This is a genomic window from Cryptosporangium japonicum (assembly GCF_039524755.1).
Classification (GTDB): domain Bacteria; phylum Actinomycetota; class Actinomycetes; order Mycobacteriales; family Cryptosporangiaceae; genus Cryptosporangium; species Cryptosporangium japonicum.
Window position 1 is genome coordinate 157594 of sequence record NZ_BAAAGX010000004.1, and the last position, 25460, is coordinate 183053.

Annotated in this window: 26 protein-coding genes and 1 pseudogene; 9 read left to right on the forward strand and 18 right to left on the reverse strand. The window is 72.8% G+C overall.

The annotated features are described in order from the left end of the window. Positions 1-2: 2 nt before the first annotated feature. From ABD437_RS03810 to ABD437_RS03875, 14 genes are all read right to left on the reverse strand, one after another. The gene (locus ABD437_RS03810) at positions 3-1085 is read right to left on the reverse strand and encodes a lysylphosphatidylglycerol synthase transmembrane domain-containing protein (RefSeq protein WP_344647329.1); all 1083 of its coding nucleotides are present in this window, start codon (positions 1083-1085) and stop codon (positions 3-5) included. After that, positions 1082-1945 (reverse strand): class I SAM-dependent methyltransferase, encoded by an 864-nt coding sequence (locus ABD437_RS03815; protein WP_344647330.1) that lies wholly within the window; start codon positions 1943-1945, stop codon positions 1082-1084. The genes ABD437_RS03810 and ABD437_RS03815 overlap by 4 nt, the downstream gene beginning before the upstream one ends. Positions 1946-1956: 11 nt before the next feature. After that, complete coding sequence (locus ABD437_RS03820; protein WP_344647331.1) at positions 1957-2703, reverse strand: CDP-alcohol phosphatidyltransferase family protein; 747 nt, start codon at positions 2701-2703, stop codon at positions 1957-1959. A gap of 134 nt (positions 2704-2837) precedes the next feature. After that, positions 2838-3506: an HAD family hydrolase gene (locus ABD437_RS03825; protein WP_344647332.1), complete on the reverse strand. Its 669-nt coding sequence runs from the start codon at positions 3504-3506 to the stop codon at positions 2838-2840. After that, positions 3503-4726, reverse strand: a complete 1224-nt coding sequence (locus ABD437_RS03830; RefSeq protein ID WP_425558086.1) for a glycosyltransferase — start codon at positions 4724-4726, stop codon at positions 3503-3505. The genes ABD437_RS03825 and ABD437_RS03830 overlap by 4 nt, the downstream gene beginning before the upstream one ends. Further along, entirely contained in the window at positions 4615-4995 is a 381-nt protein-coding gene (locus tag ABD437_RS03835; RefSeq protein WP_344647334.1) for a 6-pyruvoyl trahydropterin synthase family protein, read from the reverse strand. Before ABD437_RS03835 ends, ABD437_RS03830 begins: the two co-directional genes overlap by 112 nt. Before the next feature lie 10 nt (positions 4996-5005). Continuing rightward, positions 5006-5971 (reverse strand): zinc-dependent alcohol dehydrogenase, encoded by a 966-nt coding sequence (locus ABD437_RS03840; RefSeq protein WP_344647335.1) that lies wholly within the window; start codon positions 5969-5971, stop codon positions 5006-5008. A 64-nt stretch (positions 5972-6035) separates the two neighbouring features. Then, positions 6036-7181, reverse strand: a complete 1146-nt coding sequence (locus ABD437_RS03845) for a glycoside hydrolase family 183 protein (RefSeq protein WP_344647336.1) — start codon at positions 7179-7181, stop codon at positions 6036-6038. A 34-nt stretch (positions 7182-7215) separates the two neighbouring features. Further along, the gene (locus ABD437_RS03850; protein WP_344647337.1) at positions 7216-8361 is read right to left on the reverse strand and encodes an MFS transporter; all 1146 of its coding nucleotides are present in this window, start codon (positions 8359-8361) and stop codon (positions 7216-7218) included. Positions 8362-8459: 98 nt separating this feature from the next. Next, positions 8460-9575 (reverse strand): hypothetical protein, encoded by a 1116-nt coding sequence (locus ABD437_RS03855; protein ID WP_344647338.1) that lies wholly within the window; start codon positions 9573-9575, stop codon positions 8460-8462. After that, positions 9572-10090, reverse strand: coding sequence for a SigE family RNA polymerase sigma factor (locus tag ABD437_RS03860; RefSeq protein WP_344647339.1), 519 nt, complete (start codon positions 10088-10090; stop codon positions 9572-9574). Before ABD437_RS03860 ends, ABD437_RS03855 begins: the two co-directional genes overlap by 4 nt. Before the next feature lie 70 nt (positions 10091-10160). Further along, positions 10161-10883: a phosphatase PAP2 family protein gene (locus ABD437_RS03865; RefSeq protein WP_344647340.1), complete on the reverse strand. Its 723-nt coding sequence runs from the start codon at positions 10881-10883 to the stop codon at positions 10161-10163. 216 nt (positions 10884-11099) lie between these two features. Beyond that, positions 11100-12413, reverse strand: a complete 1314-nt coding sequence (locus ABD437_RS03870) for an MFS transporter (protein ID WP_344647341.1) — start codon at positions 12411-12413, stop codon at positions 11100-11102. 114 nt (positions 12414-12527) lie between these two features. Next, the gene (locus ABD437_RS03875; RefSeq protein WP_344647342.1) at positions 12528-13193 is read right to left on the reverse strand and encodes a TetR/AcrR family transcriptional regulator; all 666 of its coding nucleotides are present in this window, start codon (positions 13191-13193) and stop codon (positions 12528-12530) included. Positions 13194-13290: 97 nt separating this feature from the next. Between ABD437_RS03875 and ABD437_RS03880 the strand changes: the two genes are divergently transcribed. The 6 genes from ABD437_RS03880 to ABD437_RS03905 all read left to right on the forward strand — a co-directional run bounded on the left by ABD437_RS03880 (position 13291) and on the right by ABD437_RS03905 (position 18900). Next, the gene (locus ABD437_RS03880; RefSeq protein WP_344647343.1) at positions 13291-14229 is read left to right on the forward strand and encodes a shikimate dehydrogenase; all 939 of its coding nucleotides are present in this window, start codon (positions 13291-13293) and stop codon (positions 14227-14229) included. Then, the gene (locus ABD437_RS03885) at positions 14226-16118 is read left to right on the forward strand and encodes a sugar phosphate isomerase/epimerase and 4-hydroxyphenylpyruvate domain-containing protein (protein ID WP_344647344.1); all 1893 of its coding nucleotides are present in this window, start codon (positions 14226-14228) and stop codon (positions 16116-16118) included. The genes ABD437_RS03880 and ABD437_RS03885 overlap by 4 nt, the downstream gene beginning before the upstream one ends. 15 nt (positions 16119-16133) lie before the next feature. Continuing rightward, complete coding sequence (locus ABD437_RS03890; protein ID WP_344647345.1) at positions 16134-16532, forward strand: DUF1801 domain-containing protein; 399 nt, start codon at positions 16134-16136, stop codon at positions 16530-16532. Continuing rightward, a complete protein-coding gene (locus tag ABD437_RS03895) occupies positions 16529-17305 on the forward strand; it encodes an alpha/beta fold hydrolase (RefSeq protein WP_344647346.1) in 777 nt (258 codons plus the stop codon). The genes ABD437_RS03890 and ABD437_RS03895 overlap by 4 nt, the downstream gene beginning before the upstream one ends. After that, the gene (locus tag ABD437_RS03900) at positions 17302-18297 is read left to right on the forward strand and encodes an RNA polymerase subunit sigma-70 (RefSeq protein WP_344647347.1); all 996 of its coding nucleotides are present in this window, start codon (positions 17302-17304) and stop codon (positions 18295-18297) included. Before ABD437_RS03895 ends, ABD437_RS03900 begins: the two co-directional genes overlap by 4 nt. A 63-nt stretch (positions 18298-18360) precedes the next feature. Next, the gene (locus ABD437_RS03905; RefSeq protein ID WP_344647348.1) at positions 18361-18900 is read left to right on the forward strand and encodes a dihydrofolate reductase family protein; all 540 of its coding nucleotides are present in this window, start codon (positions 18361-18363) and stop codon (positions 18898-18900) included. 3 nt (positions 18901-18903) lie between these two features. On the opposite strand, the gene ABD437_RS03910 is transcribed toward ABD437_RS03905, so the two are convergent. Then, positions 18904-20010 (reverse strand): transporter substrate-binding domain-containing protein, encoded by a 1107-nt coding sequence (locus ABD437_RS03910; RefSeq protein ID WP_344647349.1) that lies wholly within the window; start codon positions 20008-20010, stop codon positions 18904-18906. Between the two features lie 127 nt (positions 20011-20137). Here ABD437_RS03910 and ABD437_RS03915 point away from each other — a divergent pair, with 127 nt between their 5' ends. Then, positions 20138-20911, forward strand: a complete 774-nt coding sequence (locus ABD437_RS03915) for an FkbM family methyltransferase (protein ID WP_344647350.1) — start codon at positions 20138-20140, stop codon at positions 20909-20911. On the opposite strand, the gene ABD437_RS03920 is transcribed toward ABD437_RS03915, so the two are convergent. Continuing rightward, complete coding sequence (locus ABD437_RS03920; RefSeq protein ID WP_344647351.1) at positions 20908-21585, reverse strand: SDR family NAD(P)-dependent oxidoreductase; 678 nt, start codon at positions 21583-21585, stop codon at positions 20908-20910. The two genes, ABD437_RS03915 and ABD437_RS03920, sit on opposite strands and share 4 nt — an antisense overlap. 130 nt (positions 21586-21715) lie before the next feature. Between ABD437_RS03920 and ABD437_RS03925 the strand changes: the two genes are divergently transcribed. Continuing rightward, entirely contained in the window at positions 21716-22429 is a 714-nt protein-coding gene (locus ABD437_RS03925) for a tyrosine-protein phosphatase (RefSeq protein WP_344647352.1), read from the forward strand. Here the strand turns inward: ABD437_RS03925 and ABD437_RS03930 are convergent. Then, positions 22426-23917: pseudogene (locus ABD437_RS03930) on the reverse strand (AMP-binding protein). The gene ABD437_RS03925 and the pseudogene ABD437_RS03930 sit on opposite strands and share 4 nt — an antisense overlap. Positions 23918-23983: 66 nt before the next feature. Beyond that, the gene (locus ABD437_RS03935) at positions 23984-24760 is read right to left on the reverse strand and encodes an SDR family NAD(P)-dependent oxidoreductase (RefSeq protein WP_344647353.1); all 777 of its coding nucleotides are present in this window, start codon (positions 24758-24760) and stop codon (positions 23984-23986) included. A gap of 62 nt (positions 24761-24822) precedes the next feature. Between ABD437_RS03935 and ABD437_RS03940 the strand changes: the two genes are divergently transcribed. Continuing rightward, positions 24823-25401, forward strand: coding sequence for a TetR/AcrR family transcriptional regulator (locus ABD437_RS03940; RefSeq protein ID WP_344647354.1), 579 nt, complete (start codon positions 24823-24825; stop codon positions 25399-25401). The last annotated feature ends 59 nt before the right edge of the window (positions 25402-25460 follow it).

Sequence of the window (25460 nt, forward strand, 5' to 3'; positions counted from 1 at the left end):
GTTCAGGCGGCCGCGGTGGCGAGCTCGCGCCGGGCGGTGCGCGCGCGAGCGGCGTCGCCGGCCTCGATCGCCGGCCGGGCCGGCTCGGAGGGCGCGGCCTCGATCGCGAGCATCGGCCGGGGCGCGGCCGGGGACACGGCCGGGGAGACGGCCGGGCTCACCGGCGCGAGGGCGGCCCGGCGGCGGACGAACAGGCGGTAACCGAGCACCGCGATCCCGGGCAGCGCCGCGACCAGCGCGAACAGTCCGTACACGACCGCGATCGTGAGCCCTTCCTGGGCGCCGAGCCCGGCCAGCCCGAACGCCCACGCGCAGAAGCCCTCCCGGGGCCCCCACCCGCCGACGCTCAGCGGCACGGCCATGACCAGCAGCGCCAGCACCATCAGCGGCAGCAGCTGCCCGACCGGGGCGGTGGCACCGGCGGCCCGCGCCGCCAGCACGAACGTGGCCAGGTGCGACACCACGACGACGGCCGAGGAGAACCCGACCCAGATCCAGTTGCGCTTCGCGAGCAGCCCGTGGCGCACGTCCCGGCCCACCGCGGCGGCCCGGCGGCGCAGCCCCGGCCGGGACGCGACGACGGCCGTGAGCACGACCACGGCGACGAGGACGCCCACCAGCAGCGACCGCGGTACCCGCACCCAGACGTAGTGCAGCAGCCACGGGTGCGCGAGCAGCACCGCGCCGCCGATCACGAACATCGCGACCTGGCCGGCGAACCGCTCCAGCACGACGGCACGCACGCCGCGCCCCACGTCGCCGGTGTCCCGCCCGTTGCGCACCGCGCGGTGGACGTCGCCGAGCAGCCCGCCGGGGAGCGTCGCGTTGAGGAACAGCGACTGGTAGTAGTCCGCCACCGCGCTGTGCAGCGGCATCCTGATCCCGAGGCCGCGGGCCGCCAGCACCCAGCGCCAGGCGCTGGCCACGGTCGCCAGCAACCCGATGCCGAACGCGGCGAGCAGCGACCAGACGTTGATGACACGCAACCCGTCCAGGAACGCGTTCGAGCCGAGACGCCACAGCAGGACGCCGATGATGGCGACCCCGCCGAGCGTCCGGACCCAGGCCCAGATGCGTTGCTTCATTCCGTTGCCCCAAGAGGTGTCGTCGCCCGGTGCGGGAGGGCGAGCAGGTCGGTGTGGTGGACGGTGGCCCGCAGGGCGCCCGTGGCGAGGGCGTCGAGCCGGCGGGCGAGGTAGGCGTCGGCGTCGAGCCCGGGCCGGCGGGTGGCGGCGGCCGGAACCCATCCGCGGAGCCATTCCGCGGTGAGCGCCGGGTGGGCGGGCCCGAGCCGCCAGGTGCTCGCCCGCTGCTCGACCACCCAGCCGCGCCGGGTGAACGCGTCCGCGGCGGCCGCGCCAGCGTCGGGGCCGAGCAGCTCCCGGCCTTCGACGTGGTGGCGGAGGTGGTCGGCGAACCCGGCCGTGAGCTCGTCGTCGAGCGGATCGGCGGGGGAGAGCTCGATCGTGCCGGTGACCGACAGCGTGATCAGCGCCGGGCACCCGGCCTCGACACAGGTGGCGGCCAGCCGGTCGATCTCGTCGACGCTGAGCAGGTCGAGCAGCGCGGACGCGGTGATCAGCGACGTCGAGCGCAGGTCGCCGGGCGAGAGCTGGGTGAGGTCGGCGTGCCGGGTCATCACGGTGACGCGGGAGGCGTCGGCGGAGAACTCCGTGGCGTTGGCGGACGCGAACGCGAGCAGGTCGGCGTCGTGGTCCTGCAGTATCCAGCGTTGCGGCCCGTCGAGCTGCGGGGCGAGCCAGCGCTGCATCGAGCCGGTGCCGCAGCCGAGGTCCCGGATCAGGAGCGACCCACGGGTCGCGAGCGTCTCGGCCAGGTGGGCGCGCAGCGGGACGAGCAGGTCGCGCGAGCGGGCCTCGGCGTCGGCGGGTTCACGCAGCTCCAGCCACGTCGGCGCGTAGCGGGGTGCCTCCGTCAACGTCACCCGATCTCCGTTCATGATTCCTGACCTACTCCCACGTACGGTTCCGCGACGGTACCGGTTCGAACCGCAGGGGTCTCAGCAGTATGCCTGCGGCTCACGCGGTGCGCTCGGTACAGGGTGACGATGTCCCGGCCGAACGAGAACGTCAGTAAGGCCAGCGACACTGCGGCGATCGTCGTCATGACGGAGCCGGGCACGACCCCGGCCGCCGCGACGATCAGGACGATGCCCTGAACGGCGGCGATGGCGCTGCGTGACTGCCGGCGGGGCAGGTCGCCGCGCAGCCAGGGAAGGCCCCAGCCGGCCGCCAGGTACAGGTAGCGGTACGCGCCGATCGCGCCGATCACCCAGAGGCCGAGCGTGTGGGCGACGTACACGCTGAGCACCAGCGCGAGGATCGAGTCCACCTCGCCGTCGAACCGGCCGCCCAGCTTCGTGGTGGTGCCGGTGCGGCGGGCCACCTGCCCGTCGATGCCGTCCATCAGCCAGGCGACGACGGCCAGCGTCACCAGGACCACGACCGGTGCCGCCCGGGTGGCCACCGAGTCCGCGACCAGCGCGGTGACGCCGCCCACGAGCGTGCACCGGGTGAGCGTCACCGCGTTGGCCGGCCCCAGTGACGTCGCGCCCGAGCGGAGCAGCGCGCTGCTGAGCAGGGCCCAGGTGGCCACCGCGAACGTGATGCCGGCCAGCCATCCGGGGGTGCCGAGCCCGACACCCGCGGCCAGACCACCGAGCACGGCGGTCTGCAGGAGCACTCCGGCGGTGGCACCGCAGAGAGGACTCGCCGCGCTGACTCGAACATCTAACGTCACTGATCCACCCGTTCCGGTCCGGTCACGACCCCGTGTCGCGCGCCAGGTAGCACGGGCGGTTGCCCCAGAAGGTTCAGTCAAACAAGCGACAGGACGTGCCCGAGCCCGCGTGGGCCCGTCGCCGTGGGCCGCGGGAGCAGAAAGGCGTGCATTCCGACGGCGATCGCGCCCGAGTCGGTGAGCGGATTGTCGCCGACGAACAGGGCACGCGCCGGGTCGACCGCGAGCGCGTCGCAGGCGGCCAGGAACACCGGGGTCGCGGGCTTGCACATGCCGTGCTGGTACGACATGACCACGGTGTCCACATAGGCCATGATGCCGAGCCGTTCCATCGCGGGCCGGATGTCGAAGCCGGTGTCGCTGACGATGCCGATCTTCGTCCCGCGGTCGCGGAGCGCGCTCAGCGTCGGCACCGTGTCGGGGAACGCCTCCCAGGACTCGGCGGCCACCGTGCGGGCGTACAGCTTCTCCGAGAGGCCCTCGGCGAGCTGCTCGGCACCGGCCGACCGGTAGAGCGCGATCCACACGTCGTGGTGCTTCTCCTCGGACAGGTCGCGGCCCTTGGCCATCTCCTCGGCCGTGCTGCTGCGGTCGAGGACCCGCTTCCAGACGTCGGTCACCTCGCCGGGGTCCAGCGGGGCCACCCCGAGGTCGGCCGCCGCGCGGTGCAGCAGGGTCTCGCCGCTGCCGGCCAGGCGGATCAGGGTGTCGCCGGCGTCGAACAGGACTGCATCGAACTCGCTCACGTCCGCGTCTCCTCCACTACGGCCCGGATCTCAGTGAATAGCACGCGAGCCGTGTCGTCCCAGTTCGGAAAGGAGTCCGAACGGGCCTTCGCGGCCGCGGCCATGGTGCGGCGCCGCTCGTCGTCGTCGGCGAGCGTGCGCAGGGCCGCGGTCAGGGCCGCGACGTCGCCGGGCGGCACCGCGAACCCCTCGCGGCCGTGCCGGGCCAGGTGGGGAAGGTTCCCGGCGTCCCAGCCGACGACCGGCAGGCCCTCGGTCATCGCCTCGCCGTACACCGTCCCGTACGGTTCGCGGACGCTGGCCAGCGCGAACACGTCCGCGGCGCGGTAGAAGCCGACGACCTCGGCCGGGGTGACGAGGCCGTGGACACGCACCCGGCCGGCGAGGTCGTCGCGGTCGATGCGCCGCCGCACGCGCGCGGCGTACTCGGGGTCGAGGTCCGGGTCGCCGACCAGGTGCAGGGTCGCCGCGTCGGCCGGGAGGGCCGCGACGGCCTCGAGCAGGTCGAGCAGGCCCTTGCGCTCGACCCAGTTGCCGACCGAGAGCACCGCGGTCCGCCGGCCCTGCCGCAGATCGCCGCCGGGCGCGACGGCGTCGTCGGCCGGGTCGCGCCCGGGCGCCACGACCGTCAGCAGGTCCGCCGGGAAGCCCGACGTGCGGAGCGTGTCGGCCAGGTCCTCGCTGGCGATCAGCAGTTTCGACGCGAAGCGGTACGCCCGCCGGTCGAGCACGGCCTGGATCTGCCGGCGGACGCCCGAGTGGTCGATTCCGCCCGGGGGCTGGTGCAGCATCCCGACGATCGGCGGCAGTCCGCGCGCGCGCCACCGCCACCGCCCGCCCGCCGCCGAGCCGGTACGCCGGAGCCACGGGCCCAGGTACGCGGCGGCGATGCTGTCGAGCAGGATCGCGTCGGGGCGGCGGGCCGCCAGGTCGGCGAGCAGACCGCGGCCGGCGGCGACGGACGCCGGGAACGACCGCTCCGGCACCGACACGAACTCGAGGCGCGCGTCGTTGGCGGCCGCGCGATCGGCGACGCGCCGGTGGTAGAGGTACCCACCGGTCATCGTCGCCGGATCACCCAGCGTCAGCAGCGCAACGGCTAACGTACTCAGGCGAGCACGCCCGAGTAGCCGCCGAACTCGGTCGCGTTCTCGTAGACGCGCACCGACAGGGTCGCGCCCGGCGTGCCGATCGCGGCGCCGATCCGGCCGTGCACCCAGTGCGCGAAGTCCTCGACGGTGACCGCTTCCTTGCCGATCTCCGGCGCGACGATCTCGTCCAGATCGTTGTCCTGGAGTTGTTCCGTGAGGCCCTCGAGCGCGCCGACGAGCACGTCGAGGTCGACGACCATGCCCTTCTCGTCGAGCTGCTCGCGGGAGACGACGAGCGCCAACCGGTAGTCGTGCGAGTGCTTCTCACCCTCCGGGGGCGGCATGTCGGGCATGGTGTGGAATGCGCGTACTCCGCGCTCAGTGCCTGCTTCGTACATGGTGTAACTCCTATCGGATGTAGCGCAGAGCGGTGTGCAGAATGCCCGGATCGCCACGGTCGATCGCGGCGAAGGCGGACGCCGCGTCGGCGAAGGCGACCTCGGTCGTGGCCAGCGACGTCAGCGGCAGCTCGGAGAGCAGGTCGCGTGCGGTGACGCGTCGCCGGGCGTTCGTCCAGCGCCCCTGGGCCGCGAACGGGATCGTCGACACCTGGCTGCTGCGGATCGTGAGCCGGCGCCGGTGGAAGTGCTCACCGAGCGGCAGCGGCACCGGCTTGGTGCCGTACCACGACCCCACGAGCGCGGTGCCCTCGTGCGCGAGCAGCGCCAGCCCGTCGGCCAGCGCACGCGGCGCCCCCGACGTCTCGATCAGCAGCGGCACCTCGCCGGGCGCCTCGTCCGGTGCCACCGCGCGCAGGCCGAGCTCGCGCGCACGGTCCCGGCGCGTGGTCTCCGGCTCCACGGCGACGACCGACGCGCCGGCCCGCTGCAGCAACAGCGACGTCAGGAGCCCGACCGCACCCAGCCCGGTCACCACGACGGTGTCCTCGAGCACCGGACCGGCGTCGAGCGCGAGCTGCAGCGCGGTCTCGACCAGCGGGAACAGCGTCCCGATGCGTGGGTCGAGGTCGTCGGGCAGCACGACGACGTCGTCCTCGCCGGCGACGAACCGGTCCTGGTGGGGGTGGAACGCGAACACGGTCTTCCCGGCCAGCGACCCGCTCTCGACGACGCCGACGCAGCTGTACCCGTACTGGAACGGGTAGGCGAAGCCGCCGTCGGCGAGCGCGGTGAGCGTCTCGTCGCGCTCGGTGGACGGGTTGAGCTCACCGCGGTAGGCGAGGAGCTCGGTGCCCGCGCTGATGCCCGAGTACACGGTGCGGACCAGCAGGTCGTGCGCACCCGGTGACGGGTCGGCGACGGGTCGGATCTCGATCTCGCGCGGGGCGGTGAACCAGAGGGCGTGCGTGGTCATCGATCTCCGGAAGGGGTAGGAGTGGCTCGCATCAGTGTGCAACGGCGCAGGTGGGGGCGCAGGTTCAGCTTTCCAGAGTGACCTTCACCAAACGCAGGTCCCCGGTGTCGGCCTGGAAATACGTCAGGTACTGCACCAAACCGTCGCGTTCGGCGTACTCGGGATGCCCGAAACCGGCGTAGTTGATGTCCGCGCCCCGCGTCGTGAAGAGCGGGAAGGACGGCGACCACGGGCCGGACGGCGACCCGCCGACCTGCGCGCGCACGACGTTGTCCCCGTACGGCAGGTAGACGTTGAGCCATCCGCGCACGCCCCGGACCGGGAAGACGGTGTTCCCGGCGGCGCCGGCCACGACCGTGTCCACCGCCGCGCCCACGTCGGCCGACCAGCGTGCGCGCCCGTCCGCGTCGTGTCCGGAGTAGAACCGCCACCGCGACCGGTCGCCGATCCGGTCGAGCGGCACCCGCGCCAGGTGGCACCGCTCGGTGCACGCGCCGTAGACGTACGCGTCCCCGCCGGCCACCAGGGCCGCGGTGTTGTACGCGTCGGAGGGCGGGAAGAACATCGTCGGGTCGGGGCCCTCGACGCTGGGCACCAGGTCCGGCCGAGACGCGTCGAGCCTGGTCACCCGCCCGGTACGCATGTCCAGAGCCGCGATCCCGGTGCCCAGCGGCCGTCCGTACGTCCCGGAGCAGGGGGTGCCCTCGCCGCCGTTGCGGCAGAGCTTGACGTAGAAGATCAGCACCCGGCCCCGGCGGGGGTCGGCGATCACCGGGCCGGGCCAGAACGCGAACCGCGCGCCACAGTAGAGGTCGCTCGCCGGGGTGCAGTCGCCACCGTGCGCCAGTTCGAACGCCGACTCCGCCGGTGTGTGCGTGATCACCGCGGCCGGCCGGGAGCCGCTGAGGTCGATGCCGTCGGCGGCGCGCCGGTCCGTCGTCGACGCGGTGCTGTTCGAGAGGAACCCCTCGGGGCCGCGCAGCACGGTGTCACCGAACACCCACACCGAGTGGTCCCCGTAGGCGGTGCTCTGCCCGTTGTCCCGTGCGGTGACGCGCACGTCCTGCTCGATCGGGCCGAGTTCGACGACGCTGCGCACGGCCGGGACCGGCGGGGCCTCCGCCGGGCCCGGCGCCCCTTCCGGCCGCCGCAGCTCGATCGCGACGACGATCAGCGTGGCTCCGAGCACCACCGCCAGCACCGCGGCCACCAATCGACGATCGGCGGCGGGCATGGCGTCCGAATCAGTCGTTCCGGGCGACCACGGTTCGGAGCAGGACCAACCCCAGCACCGAGCAGCAGGCCGCGGCCGCGAACGCGGTCCGGTAGCCGCCGAGCGCGGCGGCCTGGCCGACGACGAGACCACCGAGGCCGGTCGCGACGTCGAAGAACATCGTGAACGTGGAGACCGCGGCCGGGCGCTCGGCCTCGCTGACCCGGCTGATCGTGAGCGCCATCAGCCCGGGGTACTGGAACGCGATACCGGCACCGAACGGCAGGATGCCGACGTAGATCCAGAGCGGCGACGGCGCGGTCGCGATGATCACCAGCCCGAGCACGACGCCGACCGTGGCCAGCGTGCCGGCCCGGACCGCGCCGATCCGGTCGGGGAGCCCACCGGCGAAGATCCGCGCGGCCAGCACGACGACCGAGTAGGCCAGGAACATCAGCGCCGGGTTCGAGCCGCGCAGCTCGTCGACGTAGAGCGGGATGTAGGCGTTGAACGCGACCACGCCGATGATCCCCAGTGCCAGCACCGCACCCGGCCAGAGCGCCGCCGAGTGGAACCGCGGCACTTTCTCACCGGGGTCGCGGTGGTTCTTCACCAGCAGCATCGGGAGCGTGCCGGCGAGCTGGAGCACGCCGGCGAGCAGGAACGTCGGCCCGAAGCCGAACGACTCGTACACCGGCTGGCCGACCACCGGCCCCAGCCCGATGCCCAGGTAGGGCGCGACCGAGAAGTAGCTCGACGCGCGGGAGCGCTGCTCGGCCGGCGCGGTCGCCATCACCCGGGCGATGCACGCCACGAACATCACCGCCAGCGCCGCTCCGGTGAGCAGGCGGAGCGCGAGCAGCACCGGGAAGCTGTCGGCGAGCGCGTGGCCCGCGGTGGCCAGCGCTCCGGCGACGCCGCCGAGCAGCACCAGCCGCTGGAAACCCCAGTTCTGGATCGCCGGTGCGGTGAACGGCCGGATCATCACCGCGGAGACCGCCATCGAGCCGACGACCACGCCGATGGCCAGGTCGCCGCCGCCGAGCTCGCGGACGAAGTACGGGAGCACCGGCAGCGTCATGCCGAGCGCGAGGAACACGCCGAGCGCCGCGACCAGCAGCAGGCTGAACTCACGCGTGATCAGCCGGGCCTCGGGCCGGTCACGCAAGGTGGCCATGCCGCCCTCTCCGCCGTCGGAATTTGGTCGTACGAAACAACCGCTACCGAAATTCCTAACCGCGGAGAGGGCTCGAATGGGGCGCTCTGTGGCCTACCTCACCGCAAAACCGACGAGGACCAACTCGACGGGTCGTCCAGCGTGCCGACCTGTTTGGCGCTCAGCGCGACCCGGCGGCACTCGGCACGGTTCGCGGCCTTGGCCGGTTCGGTGTCGTCGGCGGCACCGCACTGGATCGAGAACTCCGCGCCGGGGCCGAACGGGAACTCGATCATCGTGATGCTGTCGACCAGTTCCTCGTGGATCTCGCGCCCGTTGACCGTGGCGTTGGGCTTCGGAACGTACTTCGGCGCGCGCGTCTCACCCACGCCGACGATCGCCGACGGCCGCCGCCAGCCCGCCGAGGCGAACTCGATGACCTGGTTCGCGCCGCCGCCCCCGGCGGTGCGCACCACCGGGATCTTCGGCTTGCTCATCTCGTACGGCGCGCGGAACGGCTTCGGGCGGTCGAGGCGCACCGAGCGGGCCACCTCGGCGGCGACCTTCATCGGGTCCTTGACGTTGGTGAGCTCCACCTGCACCGACCCGCCCTTCCCGTACTCCCAGCGCAGCACGCCGGCGTTCTTCAACGCACGGGTCGGCTTCGCCGTCGCCGCCGGCGGCGGGTCGCCCGGCCGGGTCGCCGTCGAAGGTGCCGCCGGCACCGGAAGCTGGTACCACTTGCTCGGCTGCCCGTTGATGTCCGGACCGTCGAGGGGCGCGCCGAAGTATTCGGTGGCCGGGAAGCCGCCCTTACGGGGGATCGCGTACACCGTCATCGCGGTGCCGGCCTTCCCCCCGTAGGTGCGGAACTCCGCGGTGACCGCGGCGTTCCAGAGCCCTTCGGTGAGCCCGTCGGGCACGTGCCCCACCTCGAGGCGCGGGTTCATCGGGTCGAAGTACTGGGGAGCGACACCGAACTTCGGTGCGGGCGCCGACGGGGTTCCCGCCGAGACGAACGGCGCCGGCTGGGCCTGGTCGTCGGGTTTGAACGCGGTCATCACACCGAGCGTGACGATCAGGACGACGGCCGCCGCGGCGCCGACGACGGCCCACTGGGTGCGCCGACGCTGGTGCCGGGCGGTGACGATGGCCCGGTCGACGTCCACGGTGGTGGGCGGAGCCGGGTCGTTCGCCATCCGGGTGAGCAGCTCGCGGGTTCGTAGTTCGTTCATCGCGGTACTCCTCGATGCGCAGCCGGCTCGTCGTCGGGAAGAGCGCGGCGGAGAGCGGCCAGTGCCCGTGACGTCTGGCTCTTCACGGTGCCGGCGGAGCAGTTCAGGGCCTCGGCGGTCTGGTCGACCGAGAGGTCGGAGTAGAAGCGCAGCACGATCACCGCGCGTTGCCGCGGAGGTAAAGCGGCCAGCGCCGTGCGGACCGCGACCGCGGCCGCCGGGTCGGGATCCGAGACCCCGGTGGCGTCCTGCCCGGCGTCGACGAGCACGACCCGGCGCGCCCAGCCCGATCGTCGCTCGGACAGGAAGACCCGGACGAGCACCGTGCGTGCGTACGCGTCCCGGTCAGTGGCCGCGGCGACCCGCTCCCAGCGGAGGTACAGCTTGACCAGGGTGTTCTGCACCAGGTCGTCGGCGCTGTGCCAGTTCTGGCAGAGCAGATAGGCCAGCCGCCGCAGCATTGGTTGTCGGTCCGTGACGTACTCGCGGTACGCCTGGTCCGCTTGGTCGGTCACCCGTCGCCCTTCGTCGTCGAGAAGAAGCCTTCCCTGTGCAGAGGGGGACGGGTGCGCTTTCGGTTGTCGTCTATCTTCCGGCGGATTCCGGGTGGAGGACGCGGGCGAGCGCCAGCGCGGCGTAGGCGACGAGGACGCCGCCGGCGACGTCGAGCACCCAGTGGTGGCCGGTGACCAGCACGACGACGCCGGTGATCGCCGCGTGCAGCCAGGCCAGCGCGCGCAGCCAGACGTTCGCGGTGAGCGCGGCGACCGCGAGCGCGGCCCACACCGCCCAGCCCACGTGCATGCTCGGGAACGCCGCGTAGGGGTTCTCCAGCCCGGAGATGATCGGGGCGTCCGCGAACCCCTCGACCAGACGCGGCGGCGCGGTGGGCCAGAGCCAGGAGACCGCGACGCCGAGCAGGCTCGCGGCGACGAACGCGGTGCGGTAGCGGTGGTACGCGGCCGGGCGGAACAGGACGAGCAGGCCGAAGAGGACGATCGGTACCGCGAAGTGGGCGGTGACGTAGTACGCGTCGGCGATCACGGCCCGGGTGGGGTCGGCGCCCCACCACGTCGCCAGGTCCACCTCGACGTCGAGCCCGAGCGCGCCCTCGACGGCGACGAGCGTGCGCGCGTGCGCGGTGGCGGCGTCCACCCGGTCCGCGGCACCGACCGCCACCGCGAGGTACGCGCCGACGCCGAGCAGGATGATGCCGATCTCGGTCGCCACGACCCGTACCCACACCCGCAGCGGCGCGGAGATCGCCGTCGACACCGTCGATGCTGCGGTCGTACTCGTAATCGCCACGGTGCGCGCCCTCCCCGGTCAGAGGGTCGCGACATGCCCCGCCAATCGACGCAGTACACCCGCTGCGTGCGACATCACGCGCGGAACGCGTGCGACTTCCCGGAGCTACGACGGATTCTCCGGGCTACGACGGGTTTTCGGGGCTACGACGGGTTTTCGGGGGTTCCGGTGACCGGGTAGGGCCGGGTACCCGTCGTAGGCCCGGGAAGGCGTCGATCAGGCGGGGGCGGGGATCTGCGTGGGGGAGCGGCGCTCGTTGCGGCCGAGGTCGGCCGTCGGGACGTGCGCGGTCTCGCGTGCGGTGGCGGTCGCCACGGCGGAGATCACGCACAGCACCGCCAGCATCACGGCCACCGGCACCCACCCGTCGCGCCCGTCGCCGGCCACCGCGGCCCCGATCGTCGGCGCGAACCCGCCGATCGCGAACCCGATCTGGGTGCCGATCGCCATCCCCGACAGCCGCACCCGGGTCGTGAACATCTCACCGTAGAACGCGGGCCAGGTGGAGTTCGGCGCGCTGTACACCACGCCCGACAGCAGGATGCCGACCGCGAAGATCAGCACCCAGTTCCCGTGGCCGATCGCCGACAGGTACGCGAACATCAACGCCGCCGAGCCGAGCGTGCCCCCGATCATCACCGGCTTCCGGCCGATCCGGTCGGCCAGCGACGCCCACAGCGGGATCGCCCCGAGCGCGACCACGTTGGCCAGCACGCCCACCCACAGCAGCGTGGACCGCTCCAGCCCGGCCGTGTCGGTGCCGAACGACAGCGCGTACACCCCGAAGATCGTGCTCACCGACGCGACCGTCGCCACCAGGATCACCCGCAGCACCGACGCCCAGTGGTCCCGGAACAGGATCGCCAGCGGCATCTTCGCGCTGTCCTCCTGCACGAACGCCGGCGTCTCCTCCATCCGGCGCCGGATCAGGTACCCGACCAGCATCACGAACACGCTCAGCAGGAACGGGATCCGCCAGCCCCAGCTGAGCAGCGCCGACTCCGGCAGCGCGGCGACCGGCAGGAACGCCGCGGTCGCGAGGATCTGCCCCATCTGGGTGCCGTTGAGGGTGAAGCTGGTGAAGAACCCGCGGCGGCCCTCCGGCGCGTGCTCCAGCGTCATCGAGTTCGCGCTGGCCTGCTCGCCGGCCGCGGAGAAGCCCTGCGCGAGCCGCAGCACCACGAGCAGCGTCGGGGCGAGGACTCCGACCTGCGCGTACGTCGGCAGGCAGCCGACCAGGAACGTGGAGACGCCCATCAGCATCAGCGTGAACACCAGCACGCGCTTGCGGCCGAACTTGTCGCCGACGTGCCCCAGGATGAACGCGCCGATCGGCCGGGCCGCGTAGCCCACCCCGAACGTGGCCAGGGCGAGCAGCGTGCCGGTCGCCGGGTCGGAGTCGGGGAAGAACACCTTGTTGAAGACGAGCGCGGCGGCGGTTCCGTAGATGAAGAAGTCGTAGTACTCGAGCGCGCTGCCGATCCAGGCGGCTAACGCGGCCTTGCGGGGTTGGGCGATGGGCTCTGACACGGGGGCTCCCTGGTGGTGTGCGTCGGTGCAGACACAGCGAGGGGTCGCGCTAATGAACCGTACGGTTAGGTACCAGAGGGTGAGTTAGCCCGTGTGTTCCTGTCAAGAGGGGAATCAGGCGCGGCCAACGTGGGCGGTCAGGTACTCCAGCACCAGGTCGCCGATCATCCGCCGGTGGTGCGCGCTGCGGTCGGCGTCGAGCATGTCGCGGCCGAAGATCGCCTCGAACGTGTACCGGTTCGCGGTGCGGAACACGCAGAAACTGCTGATGATCATGTGGACGTCGAGCGCGTCGGCGTCGTCGCGGAACAGCCCGGCGGCCCGGCCCCGGTCCAGGATGCCGCTGAGCACGTCGACCGCGGGCGCCGCGAGGGTCGGCAGGATCGGTGAGGTGCGCAGGTGCTCGGCGTGGTGGATGTTCTCGATGCTCACCAGCCGGATGAACGCCGGGTGCGACTGGTGGTGGTCGAACGTCAGCTCGGCCAGCGCCCGCATGGCCCGCGCCGGGTCGAGGTGGTCGACGTCCAGCTCCTGCTCGAGCCGCCGGATCCCGGCGTACGCCCGCTCCAGCACCGCGAGGTAGAGCCCCTGCTTGGAGCCGAAGTAGTAGTAGATCATCCGCTTGGTGGTGCGGGTCTTCGCCGCGATCTCGTCCACCCGGCCGCCGGCGTACCCGCGGCTGGCGAACTCCTCGGTCGCGGCGTCCAGGATCTCGGCGCGGGTCCGCTCGGCGTCGCGCTGGCGCTCCGGCGTCACGTCGTCGGCGGGGGCGGCGGTCACGACCCGACCCTAAGCCCTGCGGTCATGGGTACCCCTTCCGCCGGGCGTCGACGTGAGCTACAACTAACTATCCAGTACATTAAGCCGGAGGAGAGCCGTGTCCCTCTCATCCCTCGCACCGCGCGGAACCGACCACGTGCTCGTCGGCCTGATCGGCGCCGGCATCGGCCCGTCCCTGTCCCCGGCGCTGCACGAGCAGGAGGCCGCGCACCTCGGGCTCGACTACTCCTACCGGCGGTTCGACCTCGACGAACTGCACCGCGACCCGGACGCGGTCGGCGACCTGGTCGACGAGGCGCGGCGGGCCGGCTTCCGCGGGCTGAACATCACCCACCCGTGCAAACAGCTCGTGATCCCGCACCTGGACGCGCTGTCGCGGGCGGCGGGGGAGATCGGGGCGGTGAACACCGTGGTGTTCGAGCCGGACGGCCGCACCACCGGGCACAACACCGACTGGTCAGGGTTCCGCAACGGGATGGTCGCCGGCCTGCCGGGCGTCGAGCGGAACGCGGTGGTGCTGCTGGGGGCGGGCGGCGCCGGGGCGGCGGCCGCGTACGCGCTGCTCGCGCTCGACGCCGGTGTCGTCCACGTGGTGGACGTGGACGCCGACCGGGCCGACGCGCTGGCCGCCCGCTTCACCCCGTCACCGGGCGCCACCGACCACGCGGCCGACGGGGTCGCGGAGAGCGGGGCCGGGCGGGTCGTCGGGCACGGGGTGGCCGAACTGGCCGGGCTGCTGGCGGACGCGGACGGGCTGGTGCACGCCACCCCGGTCGGGATGGCCGAACATCCCGGGTTACCGCTGGACCCGGCGCTCCTGCGGCCCGGGCGGTGGGTCGCGGAGATCGTCTACCGGCCGCTCGAGACCGCGTTGCTGCGTGCCGCCCGGGCCGCGGGCTGCCGGACGCTCGACGGCGGCGCGATGGCCGTCCACCAGGCCGTGGCCGCGATGCGCCTGTTCACCGGCGCCGAACCCGACGCCGACCGGATGACCCGCCACCTGCACGACCTGATCCGCGCCGAGGCCGTCCGATGAGGACGGCCATCGCCACCGTGTGCCTTTCCGGGACCCTCGAGGACAAGCTCGTCGCCGCGGCCGACGCCGGCTTCGACGGGGTCGAGATCTTCGAGCCCGACCTGGTCGCGTCCCCGACCAGCCCGGGCGAGGTGCGGGTGCTCTGCCACGACCTCGGGCTCTCGATCGACCTGTACCAACCCTTCCGCGACCTCGACTCGACCGACCCCGCGCGGTTCGCGGCGAACCTGCGCCGGGCCGAGCGCAAGTTCGACGTGATGGCCGAGCTGGGCGTCGACGTGGTGCTGGTGTGTTCGTCGGTCGGGCCGGACGCCGTGGCCGACGACGGGCTGCTCGCCGCGCAGCTGACCGAGCTGGCGTCGCGTGCGGCGGCGCGCGGGCTGCGGATCGCCTACGAGGCGCTGGCCTGGGGTTCGCACGTGAACACGTACGAGCGCTCCTGGGACGTGGTGGCGCGGGCCGACCACCCGGCGCTCGGCGTCTGCCTGGACAGCTTCCACATCCTGTCGCGGGGGTCCGATCCCGCGCCGATCGCCGCGATCCCCGGCGAGAAGATCTTCTTCCTGCAGCTCGCGGACGCTCCGCACCTCTCGATGGACGTTCTGCAGTGGAGCCGGCATCACCGGTTGTTCCCGGGGCAGGGTGCGTTCGACCTGCCGGCGTTCCTGGCGCCGGTGCTGGCCGCGGGGTACGCGGGGCCGTTGTCGCTCGAGGTGTTCAACGACGTGTTCCGGCAGGCCGATCCGGGGCCGACGGCGGTGGACGCCCGCCGCTCCCTGCTGGCCCTCGCCGAAGCCACCGCCCGCACGTCAGCGGTCCCCGGCGCTCCGGTGGCGGCTCCCGGCGCTCCGGTGGCGGTCACCGTTGACCGGGTGGCGATCACCGGTGACCCGGTGGGGGCGCCCGCGCCGGTGCTGGGTGGGCACGCGTTCGTGGAGCTGCTCGCGGAGCCGGCCGAGGCGGCCCGGCTCGGCGGTGTGCTCGCGGCGCTCGGGTTCGCCCGCACCGGGCGGCACCGGACCAAACCCGTCGAACGGTGGGAGCAGGGGCGCGCGCGGGTGCTGGTCAACGCCGCCGGCACCGGGGGAGCGGCGCTCGGTGCGCTCGCGGTCGAGTCCGCGGACCCACCCGCCGCGGCACTGCGGGCCCAGCGCCTGCTGGCGCCGCTGCTGCCCCGGGAACGGGGACCGGCCGAGGCCGACCTGGCCGCGGTGGCCGCCCCCGACGGCACCCCGTTGTTCTTCGCCCGCACCGGCGACTACCCCGGGGGCTGGAGCAGCGACTTCGTGCCGGCCGACCGCACGGCACCGGCGGGCATCGGCGTCACCCGCATCGACCACGTCGGACTCTCCGAACCCTTCGACCACTTCGACGAAGCCGCGCTCTTCTACCGCGCGGTGCTGGGCCTCACCCCGGTCACGGCGGGCGAGTTCGCCGCTCCGTTCGGCCTCATCCGGGCCCGCGCGCTCACCGACGACGCACGCGGCGTGCGGCTGGCCCTCACGGTGGCGCGGCTGCGGCGCGGCGACTGGGCACCCGCGGTCGCCGACCCGCAGTACGTCGCGTTCGCCACCGACGACGTCGTGGCCGCCGCCCGCGCGGCCCGCGCCGCCGGCGCGCCCCTGCTCGCCATCCCCGACAATTACTACGACGACCTCGCCGCCCGGTACGAACTCGACCCGCACGAGCTCGCGACCTACCGCGACCTCGGCATCCTCTACACGCGCGACGACGGCACCTACCTGCAGGTCGGCACCCAGCTCCTCGGCGGCCGGCTGTTCCTGCTCCTGGTGCAGCGCGTCGACGGCTACGACGGCTACGGCTGGCCCGACGCGCCGGTGCGAATGGCCGCGCATCGCCGCAACCGCCTGGCACGCACCCCGACCTGAGGCCATGCTGGGCCCATGGCCACGCCCAAGACCGCACGCACCGACGCGAACGTCGACGACTTCCTCGCCGCGGTACCCGGTGAGGTCCGCCGCGCCGACGCCCACACGATCCGCGCCCTGATGGCCCGCGTTACCGGCGACCCGGGCGCGATGTGGGGCGCGAACATCGTCGGCTTCGGGTCCACCCAGCTGCGGTACGCGTCGGGCGCGACGCTCGACTGGTTCCGCATCGGCTTCTCGCCCCGGAAAGCCGCCACCACCCTCTATCTGGGCGACGACTTCCCGCGCAAGACCGAACTGCTCGACGCCCTGGGCCCGCACACCACCGGCACCAGCTGCGTCTACCTCAAGCGCGTCGACGCCGTCGACCCGTCCGTCCTCGAGGCCCTGGTCACCGCGGCCGCCACCCGGTGACGCCCTGGACCTCCCGGTCCGGCACCGGCGCCCCACTCGTCCTCTGCCACGGCGGACCGGGCATCTGGGACTACTTCGACGACGTCGCCGGCTTCTTCGACGACACGGCCACCGTCATCCGCTGGGACCAACGCGGCTGCGGCCGCTCGCCGCGCGACGGCCCGTACACCGTGGCCCGCTTCGTCGCCGACCTCGACGATCTGGGCGACCGCCCTCGGTTCGACGTCCTCGGTCACTCGTGGGGTGCCCTGCTCGCTCTCCTGTACGCCCTCGAGCACCCCGGCCGCGTCAACCGGATCGTCTACGTCTCCGGCGTCGGGATCGACCCCGAACACACCTGGAAGCCCACGTACCGGCGGAACTTCGCCGCCCGGGTCGACCCGCGCTGGTACGAGCTCGAGGACGGCCGGGAACGGGCGATCCTGCAGTGGTCGACCGACTTCGTGGACCCGGCGACCGCCCGCGAGCACGCCGAGCGCATGGCCACGCCGTGGCACGGCCTGAACCCGGAGTGCGCGGACGCGTTGAACGCCGAGGTCGGCCGGTACCTCGAGCGCGGTGACCTCCCGGCCCGGTGCCGCGGGCTCACCGTTCCGACGCTGATCGTGGACGGGCGCCACGACCTGCGCCCGCGCGACGCCGTCGATTCGCTCGAGCGCGCGCTGCCCGACGTCCGGCGCGTGAGCCTCGACGCCGGTCACGTTCCGTGGGTGGAGGAGCCCGCCGGGTTCCGGCGGACCGTGCGGGAGTTCCTGGCAGACTCGGCCCGGTGACGCCGCTGGACGCCGACGAGCTCGAAGGACACCGGCGGGAGCTGCGTGTCCACTGTTACCGCCTGCTCGGGTCGTACACCGACGCCGAGGACCTGGTGCAGGAGACGTTCCTGCGCGCGTGGACCAAGCGCGACACGTTCGAGGGGCGATCGACGCTGCGGGCGTGGCTGTACCGCATCGCCACGAACGCGTGTCTCGACTGGCTCGACGGGAAAGCCCGCCGGGTGCTCCCGCACCACCGGGCCGGGCCCTCCGACCCGAGCGTCGGCTTCGCCCCGCGGACCGACGTGCCCTGGCTCCAACCGTTCCCCGACCAGGAGCTGGTGGCGCCGGCCGAGTCGGGCCCCGAGGCCGTGGCGGTCCGGCGCGAGACGATCGAGCTGGCGTTCCTCGCCGCGCTGCAGTTCCTGCCCGCGCGCCAGCGGGCCGCGCTGGTGCTGCGTGACGTGCACGGCTGGCCGGCGTCCGACGTCGCCGCCGCGTTGGAATTGAGTGTTCCGGCGGTCAACAGCGCTCTCCAGCGCGCCCGCGCCACCCTCCGGGAGAACCTCCCGCAGCGCCGGGCGGACTGGCGCGCCGCCACCGAGCCGACCCTCGCCGAGAAACAACTGCTCACCCGCTACCTCGACGCGGTGCACCGCGGCGACGTCGACGCGGTGGCCGCGCTGCTGGCCGACGACGTCCGGACGACAATGCCGCCGTGGCCGGTGTGGTTCCGCGGGCGGGAGAACGTCCGGCGGGCGTTGGCGTCGAGCTGGGATCCGGCGCTGGAGGGCTACGTCGGCGAGTTCGTGGTGCGGCCGGTGGGCGCGAACCGTCAACCGGCGGTCGCGTCGTGGACCCGGCGACCCGGCGACCCCGGCTTCCGGCCGTTCGCGATCTCGGTGCTGGAGGTCCGGGACGGGTTCGTCACCGAGATGACCGCGTTCCACGATCCGGCGCTGTTCCCGGCGTTCGGGCTGCCGGCGGAGATTTCTCCGGCCGACCGATGAGTTTTCCGCCGGGACACCGTCTCAACGAGGGTTCCCGACGAACTCACCCAGGAGTTGAACACGATGGGAAAGCTGCTCTACGGCGCGACGATGTCCCTCGACGGTTTCATCGCCGGCCCGAACGACGACATGCAGTGGCTGCGTGACTTCCTCGGCCCCGACCCGGTCGCCGACGAACTGGTGGCCCAGGTCGGGTCGTGCCTCATCGGCGGCCGGTCGTACCGCGGTGACGACCCGAACATGGGCACCGAGAAGGAAGGCCCGTTCGGCGGGGCCTGGGAGGGGCCGCAGATCGTGCTGACGCGCAACCCGCCGTCGGTCGCGGTACCGGGCACCACGTTCGTGACCGACCTGGACACCGCGGTGACCACGGCGAAGGACGCCGCCGGGGACGGGTACGCCTGCATCATCGGCGCCGACGTGGGCCGGCAGTGCCTGGCGGCGGGCGAGGTCGACGACGTGCTGATGTTCGTCGCGCCGATCCTGCTCGGCGACGGCGTGCCGATGTTCCGGCACCTCGGGGGCGCGCACGTCCGGCTGGACCGGCCCCGCGTCCACCAGACCGACCACGCCGTGAGCCTCTGGTACCGCGTCCGGAAGTAGGGCTCAGTCCTTGAACCAGGTTCCCGGCGGTTCGCACGCCATCGTCGTGGCCGGTCGGTGGTCGGCGGAGCGTGCCCCCAGCGGCGCCAGGTGGGTGGCGAACGCCTGCTCCCAACTCGTGTCCAGGAAGTCCGCGACGGCCTCGTTCAGCGCGGCGCACAGGCGCGGCCGGTCGTTGGGGACACCGATCCCGACCCGTTCGGTCGCGCCAGTGATCGGAAGGACGTGGTACGTCGACCGGAGCTCCGGGTAGTCGGCGAGGAAGCCGCGCAGGATCGTCGAGCCGGTCGAGACGGCCTCGACCTGCCCGGCGGTGAGATCGGCGAAGCACTTCGACGTCGACTTCGCGAGCCTCGGTTTCCAGTCCTGCACCTCGAGCGTGCGCGCGCCGCTGGAACCGACGGGCGCGCAGACGGTGCCGGGTCGGACCTGCTGCCAGTGCGTGACGCTCGTGCGGGCCAGCATGCCCTGTGTGTCGACGAAGTACGGCCCGGCGAAGTCGATCTTCTGCTGGCGCTGGACGGTGATCGCGAACTGCGACATGACCAGGTGCACCGGTGCGTGGCCGTCGCCCCACTCGCCGCGCAGCGCGTCGATGCGGTCGCCGAGGGTGTCCAGCGCGACCCACTCGAAGCGTTCGATCCGGGGGAACCGCCGGATCAGGGCGGTCGCCAGCTCGGCTTCGAGGCCGATCTGGCGACCGGTCGGGTCGGTCGTGCTCCAGCCCCGGCCGGCCAGCTTCACGTATCCGATGCGCACGGTGCCGGCCAGGTAGTCGGCGGGGTTCTGCTCCCGCTGGATCGCGTAGGTCGCCGCGGTGGAGGCCAGGGCGGCCACCACGAACAGCGCGACCCCCAGCCGGCGGACCCGCTTGTCCAGCCGGATGCCGTTCAACCGGATGGGCTCGGTCCCGTTCGGGCTCAGCACCGTCGCGACGAGGCTCGCGATGCCGATCGGGATCGCGAGCACCGCGGCGTAATCGACCCCCAGCTTGCCCTTGATAAGCAGGAACCAGGTCAGGCACGCGGTGGCGAACACGATCGGCGCGAGCCGGACGAGTCGGCGTCGGAGCTGACCCCGGGAATCGGGATCGCCGGGGATGTCGGCCATGCGGCGCCTCTCGGTGCGTGTGTTTTCAGCGACTGATGGTGACGGCTGCCGGGGGCGGGTGACTGCTCTGGGCGGAGTATTTGTGGCGACCTGAACCCGGCGACGTTCTACGCGCGTATCAATAGGTATGAGCTCCAGGAGCGCCGTCGTTTCCTCGCTTCGCGCGAACCCGGCCGTCGCGTCGATCCACCAGTCCCTCGACTTCTACTGGGGCAACGACGTCCGCGACGCGGCGATGGACGCGTTCCACGCCCGGTTCGTGCGCCCGGGCGACCTGGTGTTCGACGTGGGCGCCCACGTCGGCGACCGGGTGGCGAGCTACCGGCGGCTCGGCGCCAGGGTGGTGGCGCTCGAGCCGCAACCGCTGTGCGGCCGGGCGCTGACCGAGATCTTCGCCGACGACCCGGCGGTGCGGGTGGTCGAGGCCGCGGTCGGCGCCGAGCCGGGAAACGTGACGTTCTACGTCAACACCGCGAACCCGACGGTCTCCACGGTGTCGAAGGACTTCGTCGAGGCCGCGTTCGGGGCGAACGGGTGGCACGGCCAGGTCTGGGACACGGAGATCTCGGTGCCGACCGTGACGCTCGACGAGCTTATCGCGGAACACGGCGAGCCCGCGTTCGTGAAGATCGACGTCGAAGGCTACGAGTACGCGGTGCTCGCGGGGCTCTCCGCCGCCGTGCCCGCGTTGTCGTTCGAGTTCACGACGATCGAGCGGGCCGTGGCCCAGCAGTGCCTGGACCGGGCGGTCGCGCTCGGGTTCACCCGGTTCAACGTCGCGCTGGGTGACGCCATGGACTTCGACTTCCCGGCCTGGACGTCGGCCGAGGAGATCGGCGCGCACCTCGCCGGGCTGCCCCACGAGGCCAACAGCGGCGACGTGTACTGCCGCCGTTCCTAGGAATCGCCGTAGACCGGGATGCGGGCGCCGCTGACCGGGGCCGCGTCGTCGCTGAGCAGGAACGCGATGACCTTCGCCACGGCCGCGGTGGGCACGGCCTTGGCGGCGGACTCCGGTGACAGCCAGCTGCGGTTGGCCGGGGTGTCGAGCACGGACGGCAGCACCGAGTTGACCCGGATCCCGGCCGGGCGCAACTCGTCGGCGAGCAGCTCGGTGACCCGCACCACCGCGGCCTTGCTGGCGGCGTGCCCCACCGGCGCCTTGCCGGCCACCGCCGTCTTCGACCCGACGGTGACGATCGAGGAACCCCGCGGCATCCGGGACGCGGCCTGCTGCGCGCTCCACAGCAGCGTCGACACGTTGCCCTCCCAGAGGCCGGTGAACGTGTCCTCGTCCAGGTCGGCGAGGCGGCCCGGCGCGAAGCCACCGGCCAGCGCGACCAGCCCGGTCGGCATCCCGATCTCGTCGACCCGCTCCCACGCGGCCAGCACCGACGCCCGGTCGGCGAGGTCCACCGCGATCGGGTGCACGTCCGGGTGCACGTCCGGGAGCGCGTCCAGCGCCGCGCCGGTCCGGTCCAGCGCGACGACCGTGGTGCCCCGGCCGGTGAGGTCGGCGAGCACGGCCCGCCCGAGCGCTCCGGCGGCCCCGGTCACGACTACTACGCCGGTCATATGTCCCCCTCCGTACACAGTGTCCGATCCGATCGTAGCCAGCGACTCTTCATCTGCCGTTCACCGGATCGGCGGAGGCCGTGAGCCGGCGCCGGTACGTTGGGCAGCGTTCCGATCGGAGGGGATCACGATGACCGCCGCGACCACGCGCGCTCTGCCGGTGCCGGGTACCTACAACGTCCGGGACGCCGGCGGATACGCCACCGCCGACGGCGGATCGGTGCGTCGCGGGCTGCTCATCCGCGCCGACGGGCTGGCCGGCCTCGACGACGAGGGCCGGGCGCAGCTCGCCGCGCTGGGCGTCCGCACGGTGATCGACCTGCGTGAGGACGCCGAGGTCGAGGTGGCACCGGACGCGCTGGGCGACCTGCCGGTCACCTACCGGCACCTGCCGGCGTTCGCCGGGGCCGCCGCACAGGAGCGTCCGCGCTCGCTCGCGGACGCCTACGCCCTTCTGGTCGACGAGTGCGGTGACGCGCTCGCCGCGGTGGTCGCGGCGCTCGCCGAGCCCGGCTCGTTGCCCGCCGTGGTGCACTGCACGGGGGGCAAGGACCGCACCGGCGTGGTCATCGCGCTCGTGCACGCGCTGCTCGGCGTGGGCGTCGCGGACATCGAGGCCGACTACGCGGCGACCGCGCGGAACCTCTCCACGGGTTTCGTCGACAAGATCCGCGCGACGATGCCTCCCGGTGAGCACACCGACGCGATGCTCACCGAGATGCTCGCCTGCCCGCCCGAGCTGATCCGCGCGACGCTGGCCCGCATCGGCGACGCCGAGCGGTACCTGACGTCCCACGGCCTGCCGCCCGAAGCCGTCGCCCGCCTGCGCGCGGCGTTGCTCTAAGAGCGCAGCGCGTCGTCGCGGTACTCGGGGACGTCGGGGGTCGAGGCCGCGAAGCGCTGCTGTTCGAGCGTGCGCAGCTCGACGCGGCGGATCTTGCCGGAGATCGTCTTCGGCAGGTCGGCGAACTCGATCCGGCGCACCCGCTGGAACCGGGCCAGGTGCTCGCGGGCGTAGGTCAGGATCGCCTCCGCCGTCGCCGCGGTCGGCTCCCACCCGGCCGCGAGCACGACGAACGCCTTCGGCACCGCGAGGCGGATCGGGTCGGGCGCCGGCACGATCGCGGCCTCGACGACCGCCGGGTGCTCGAGCAGCACGCTCTCCAGCTCGAACGGGCTGATCTTGTAGTCGCTGGCCTTGAACACGTCGTCGGTGCGCCCGACGTAGGTGATGTACCCGTCGGCGTCCCGGGTCGCCACGTCGCCGGTGTGGCAGTAGCCGCCGGCCATGGCCTCGGCGTGCCGCGCCGGGTCGTCGGTGTAGCCCACCATCAGGTTCACCGGCCGGGCGGCGAGGTCCAGGCACAGCTCACCCTCCTCGTCCGACGGTGTGCCGGTCACCGGATCGACGAGCACGACCGGCACCCCCGGCAGCGGCCGCCCCATCGAGCCGGGGCGCACGTCCTGCCTGGGGGTGTTCGCGACCTGCACGGACGTCTCGGTCTGCCCGAACCCGTCCCGGATCGTCAGGCCCCACCGGTCCCGGACCTGCTCCAGGCGTGTTTCGCCCAGCCCGGCGAGTGCACGTCGCCGGGCCGCAGCCCGATCCAGTACATCGTCGAGAGGTGACCGACCGGGTAGCTCACCTGGTTGTGCTCGACGAGTTTCGGGCGGCTCGTGGTACCCGAGGTGAAATAGACGAGCAGCGTGTCGTCGGCGGTGGTGACGGACTCGCGGCGGGTGCCGGGGAAGCCGGCCACGTCGGCGTAAAACCGCCAGCCGTCCGCGCTGCCGACCGCGAGCCGGCCGTAGCCGCCGGGGACGTCGTCGAACTTCGCGGTGTCGGCGGCGTTCGCGATGACGTAGGCGGCCCGGCCGCGCTCGATGCGGTCGCGCAGGTCGGCGGGGCCGAGCGCGGTGGTGGTCGGCATGATCACGGCGCCGAGCTCGGTGATCGCGAGCACGGACTCCCAGAGCTCGACCTGGTTGGAGAGCATGAGGAGCACCCGGTCGCCCCGGCCGCGGCCAGCAGGTCCGCGAGCCGGTCGGAGCGGGTGACCATCTCGTCGAACGAGTACCGGTTCTCGGTGCCGTCCTCCTCGACGATCCAGAGCGCGGTGCGGTCGTTGCCGCGCGCGAACGCGTCGAACCAGTCGATCGCCCAGTTGAACGGGCCGTCGAAGGCCGGCCAGGTGAACTCCGCGACCGCCCGGTGGTAGTCGGTGCGGTGCCGCAGGAGCAGGTCACGGGCGTGCCGGTACTTTTCGGTCGTGAGTGCCCGCGACCCTGGGCAATCCCGCCGACGGCCGTCACCCCCGTTCGGGGAGGGCATGCATCAACGCCGAGGTCGCGCGAACCGCGACGGTGATCGCCGCCCGGCGGGCCGGGCAGACGGTGCCTAGGCGGCGTCGCGGTAGGTGAGGCGGCCGCCCAGGTTCAGGCTCCAGCGGCGGGGGAGCAGCCGGGCGATCGAGACCATCGCGCGGTTGGGGAAGCTCGCGACCGCGCTCGGGGACCGGCCGTCCAGCGCCCGCAGCGCCCCGGTCACGACCTGGGCCGGGGTCTGCCACCGGCCGCCGCCGGCGTCGCGGGTGCCGACGACGTCGAAGAACTCCGACTCGGTGGCGCCCGGGGAGTAGACGAGCACCCGGATCTTCGTGGTGCGCAGCTGGTAGGCCAGCGCCTCGGTGAAGTTCAGGACGTACGCCTTCGTGGCGCCGTACACGGGCATCGAGGGCGTGGGGGCGTACGCGGCGACGCTGGCGATGTTGAGCAGCGTGCCCTCGCCGGCCTCGATCATCGCGGGCAGGAACGCGTGGCTGACGTCGGTGAGCGCGGCGATGTTCACCTGGATCATCGCGGCGAGGCGGTCGGGGTCCTCGGCGACGAACGGGCCGTAGTTGCCGAAGCCCGCGTTGTTCACCACCACGTGGACCGGCTGGGTGACGATCCGGCGCAGGGCGCGCCCGGCGTCGGGGCGGGCGAGGTCGAACGGCACGACCTCGACGGCGACGCCGTGCGCGGACCGCAGCTCGGCGGCCAGCTCGTCGAGGCGGTCGCGGCGGCGGGCGACCAGCACGAGGTTCGCGCCCCGGGACGCGAGGCGGCGGGCGAACTCGGCGCCGATGCCGGCCGAGGCGCCGGTGATCAGGGCGGTCTGGTTGCGGAAATCCATGGCCCTCAAACTAGGCAGTGTCAGGATTCTTGTCAATGACAAGATTTGGCTAGAGTGGGGCCGTGGCGTATCACCATGGAAACCTCCGTGACGACCTGCTCGCGGCGGCCGAGACCGCGCTGGGCACGGTCGGCGCCGACGGCATCTCGCTCCGTAGCCTCGCCCGCGACCTGGGCGTTTCCCACGCCGCGCCGGCCCACCACTTCCGCGACAAGCAGGCGCTGCTCGACGCGCTGGCGGTCGAGGGGTTCACCCGGCTGGCCGACCGGGTGGAGAGCGGGGACACCCCCGGCCGCCCGTTCCGGGAGCGGCTGGACGCGATGACCCGCACGTACGTCGGGTTCGCGGTCGACCACGAACCGTTGCTCGCGCTCATGCTCGGCACCAAGCACCATCCCGACGCCACCGAGGAGCTCGGTGCGGCCGCCGCGCGCGGAACGCTCGTCGCCGTCGACCTGATCGCGGCCGGTCAGCGCGCCGGCGAGGTCCGCGAGGGGGATCCGTACACGCTGGCGATCGTGGCGGCGGCGCAGGTGCACGGCGTCGCGACGCTGGCGGCCCGGGGGCTGCTCGGCGGGCTTCCGCTGGATGTGGCGATCAGCACCACGGTCGACCTCGTCTTCCGGGGACTCTCGGCCTGAGTTCGTCGTTAGAGAGCGCAAGGATCGGTCACCGCCCCGTGGCCGGTCCTTGTGTCATC

Bases quoted from the DNA above. Each gene is read 5' to 3' on its own strand.
- ABD437_RS03810 (WP_344647329.1), bottom strand. From the start codon at position 1,085: ATGAAGCAACGCATCTGGGCCTGGGTCCGGACGCTCGGCGGGGTCGCC.
- ABD437_RS03835 (WP_344647334.1), bottom strand. From the start codon at position 4,995: ATGTACGAAGCAGGCACTGAGCGCGGAGTACGCGCATTCCACACCATG.
- ABD437_RS03840 (WP_344647335.1), bottom strand. From the start codon at position 5,971: ATGACCACGCACGCCCTCTGGTTCACCGCCCCGCGCGAGATCGAGATC.
- ABD437_RS03850 (WP_344647337.1), bottom strand. From the start codon at position 8,361: ATGGCCACCTTGCGTGACCGGCCCGAGGCCCGGCTGATCACGCGTGAG.
- ABD437_RS03855 (WP_344647338.1), bottom strand. From the start codon at position 9,575: ATGAACGAACTACGAACCCGCGAGCTGCTCACCCGGATGGCGAACGAC.
- ABD437_RS03885 (WP_344647344.1), top strand. From the start codon at position 14,226: ATGAGGACGGCCATCGCCACCGTGTGCCTTTCCGGGACCCTCGAGGAC.
- ABD437_RS03890 (WP_344647345.1), top strand. From the start codon at position 16,134: ATGGCCACGCCCAAGACCGCACGCACCGACGCGAACGTCGACGACTTC.
- ABD437_RS03905 (WP_344647348.1), top strand. From the start codon at position 18,361: ATGGGAAAGCTGCTCTACGGCGCGACGATGTCCCTCGACGGTTTCATC.
- ABD437_RS03910 (WP_344647349.1), bottom strand. From the start codon at position 20,010: ATGGCCGACATCCCCGGCGATCCCGATTCCCGGGGTCAGCTCCGACGC.
- ABD437_RS03915 (WP_344647350.1), top strand. From the start codon at position 20,138: ATGAGCTCCAGGAGCGCCGTCGTTTCCTCGCTTCGCGCGAACCCGGCC.
- ABD437_RS03920 (WP_344647351.1), bottom strand. From the start codon at position 21,585: ATGACCGGCGTAGTAGTCGTGACCGGGGCCGCCGGAGCGCTCGGGCGG.
- ABD437_RS03925 (WP_344647352.1), top strand. From the start codon at position 21,716: ATGACCGCCGCGACCACGCGCGCTCTGCCGGTGCCGGGTACCTACAAC.
- ABD437_RS03935 (WP_344647353.1), bottom strand. From the start codon at position 24,760: ATGGATTTCCGCAACCAGACCGCCCTGATCACCGGCGCCTCGGCCGGC.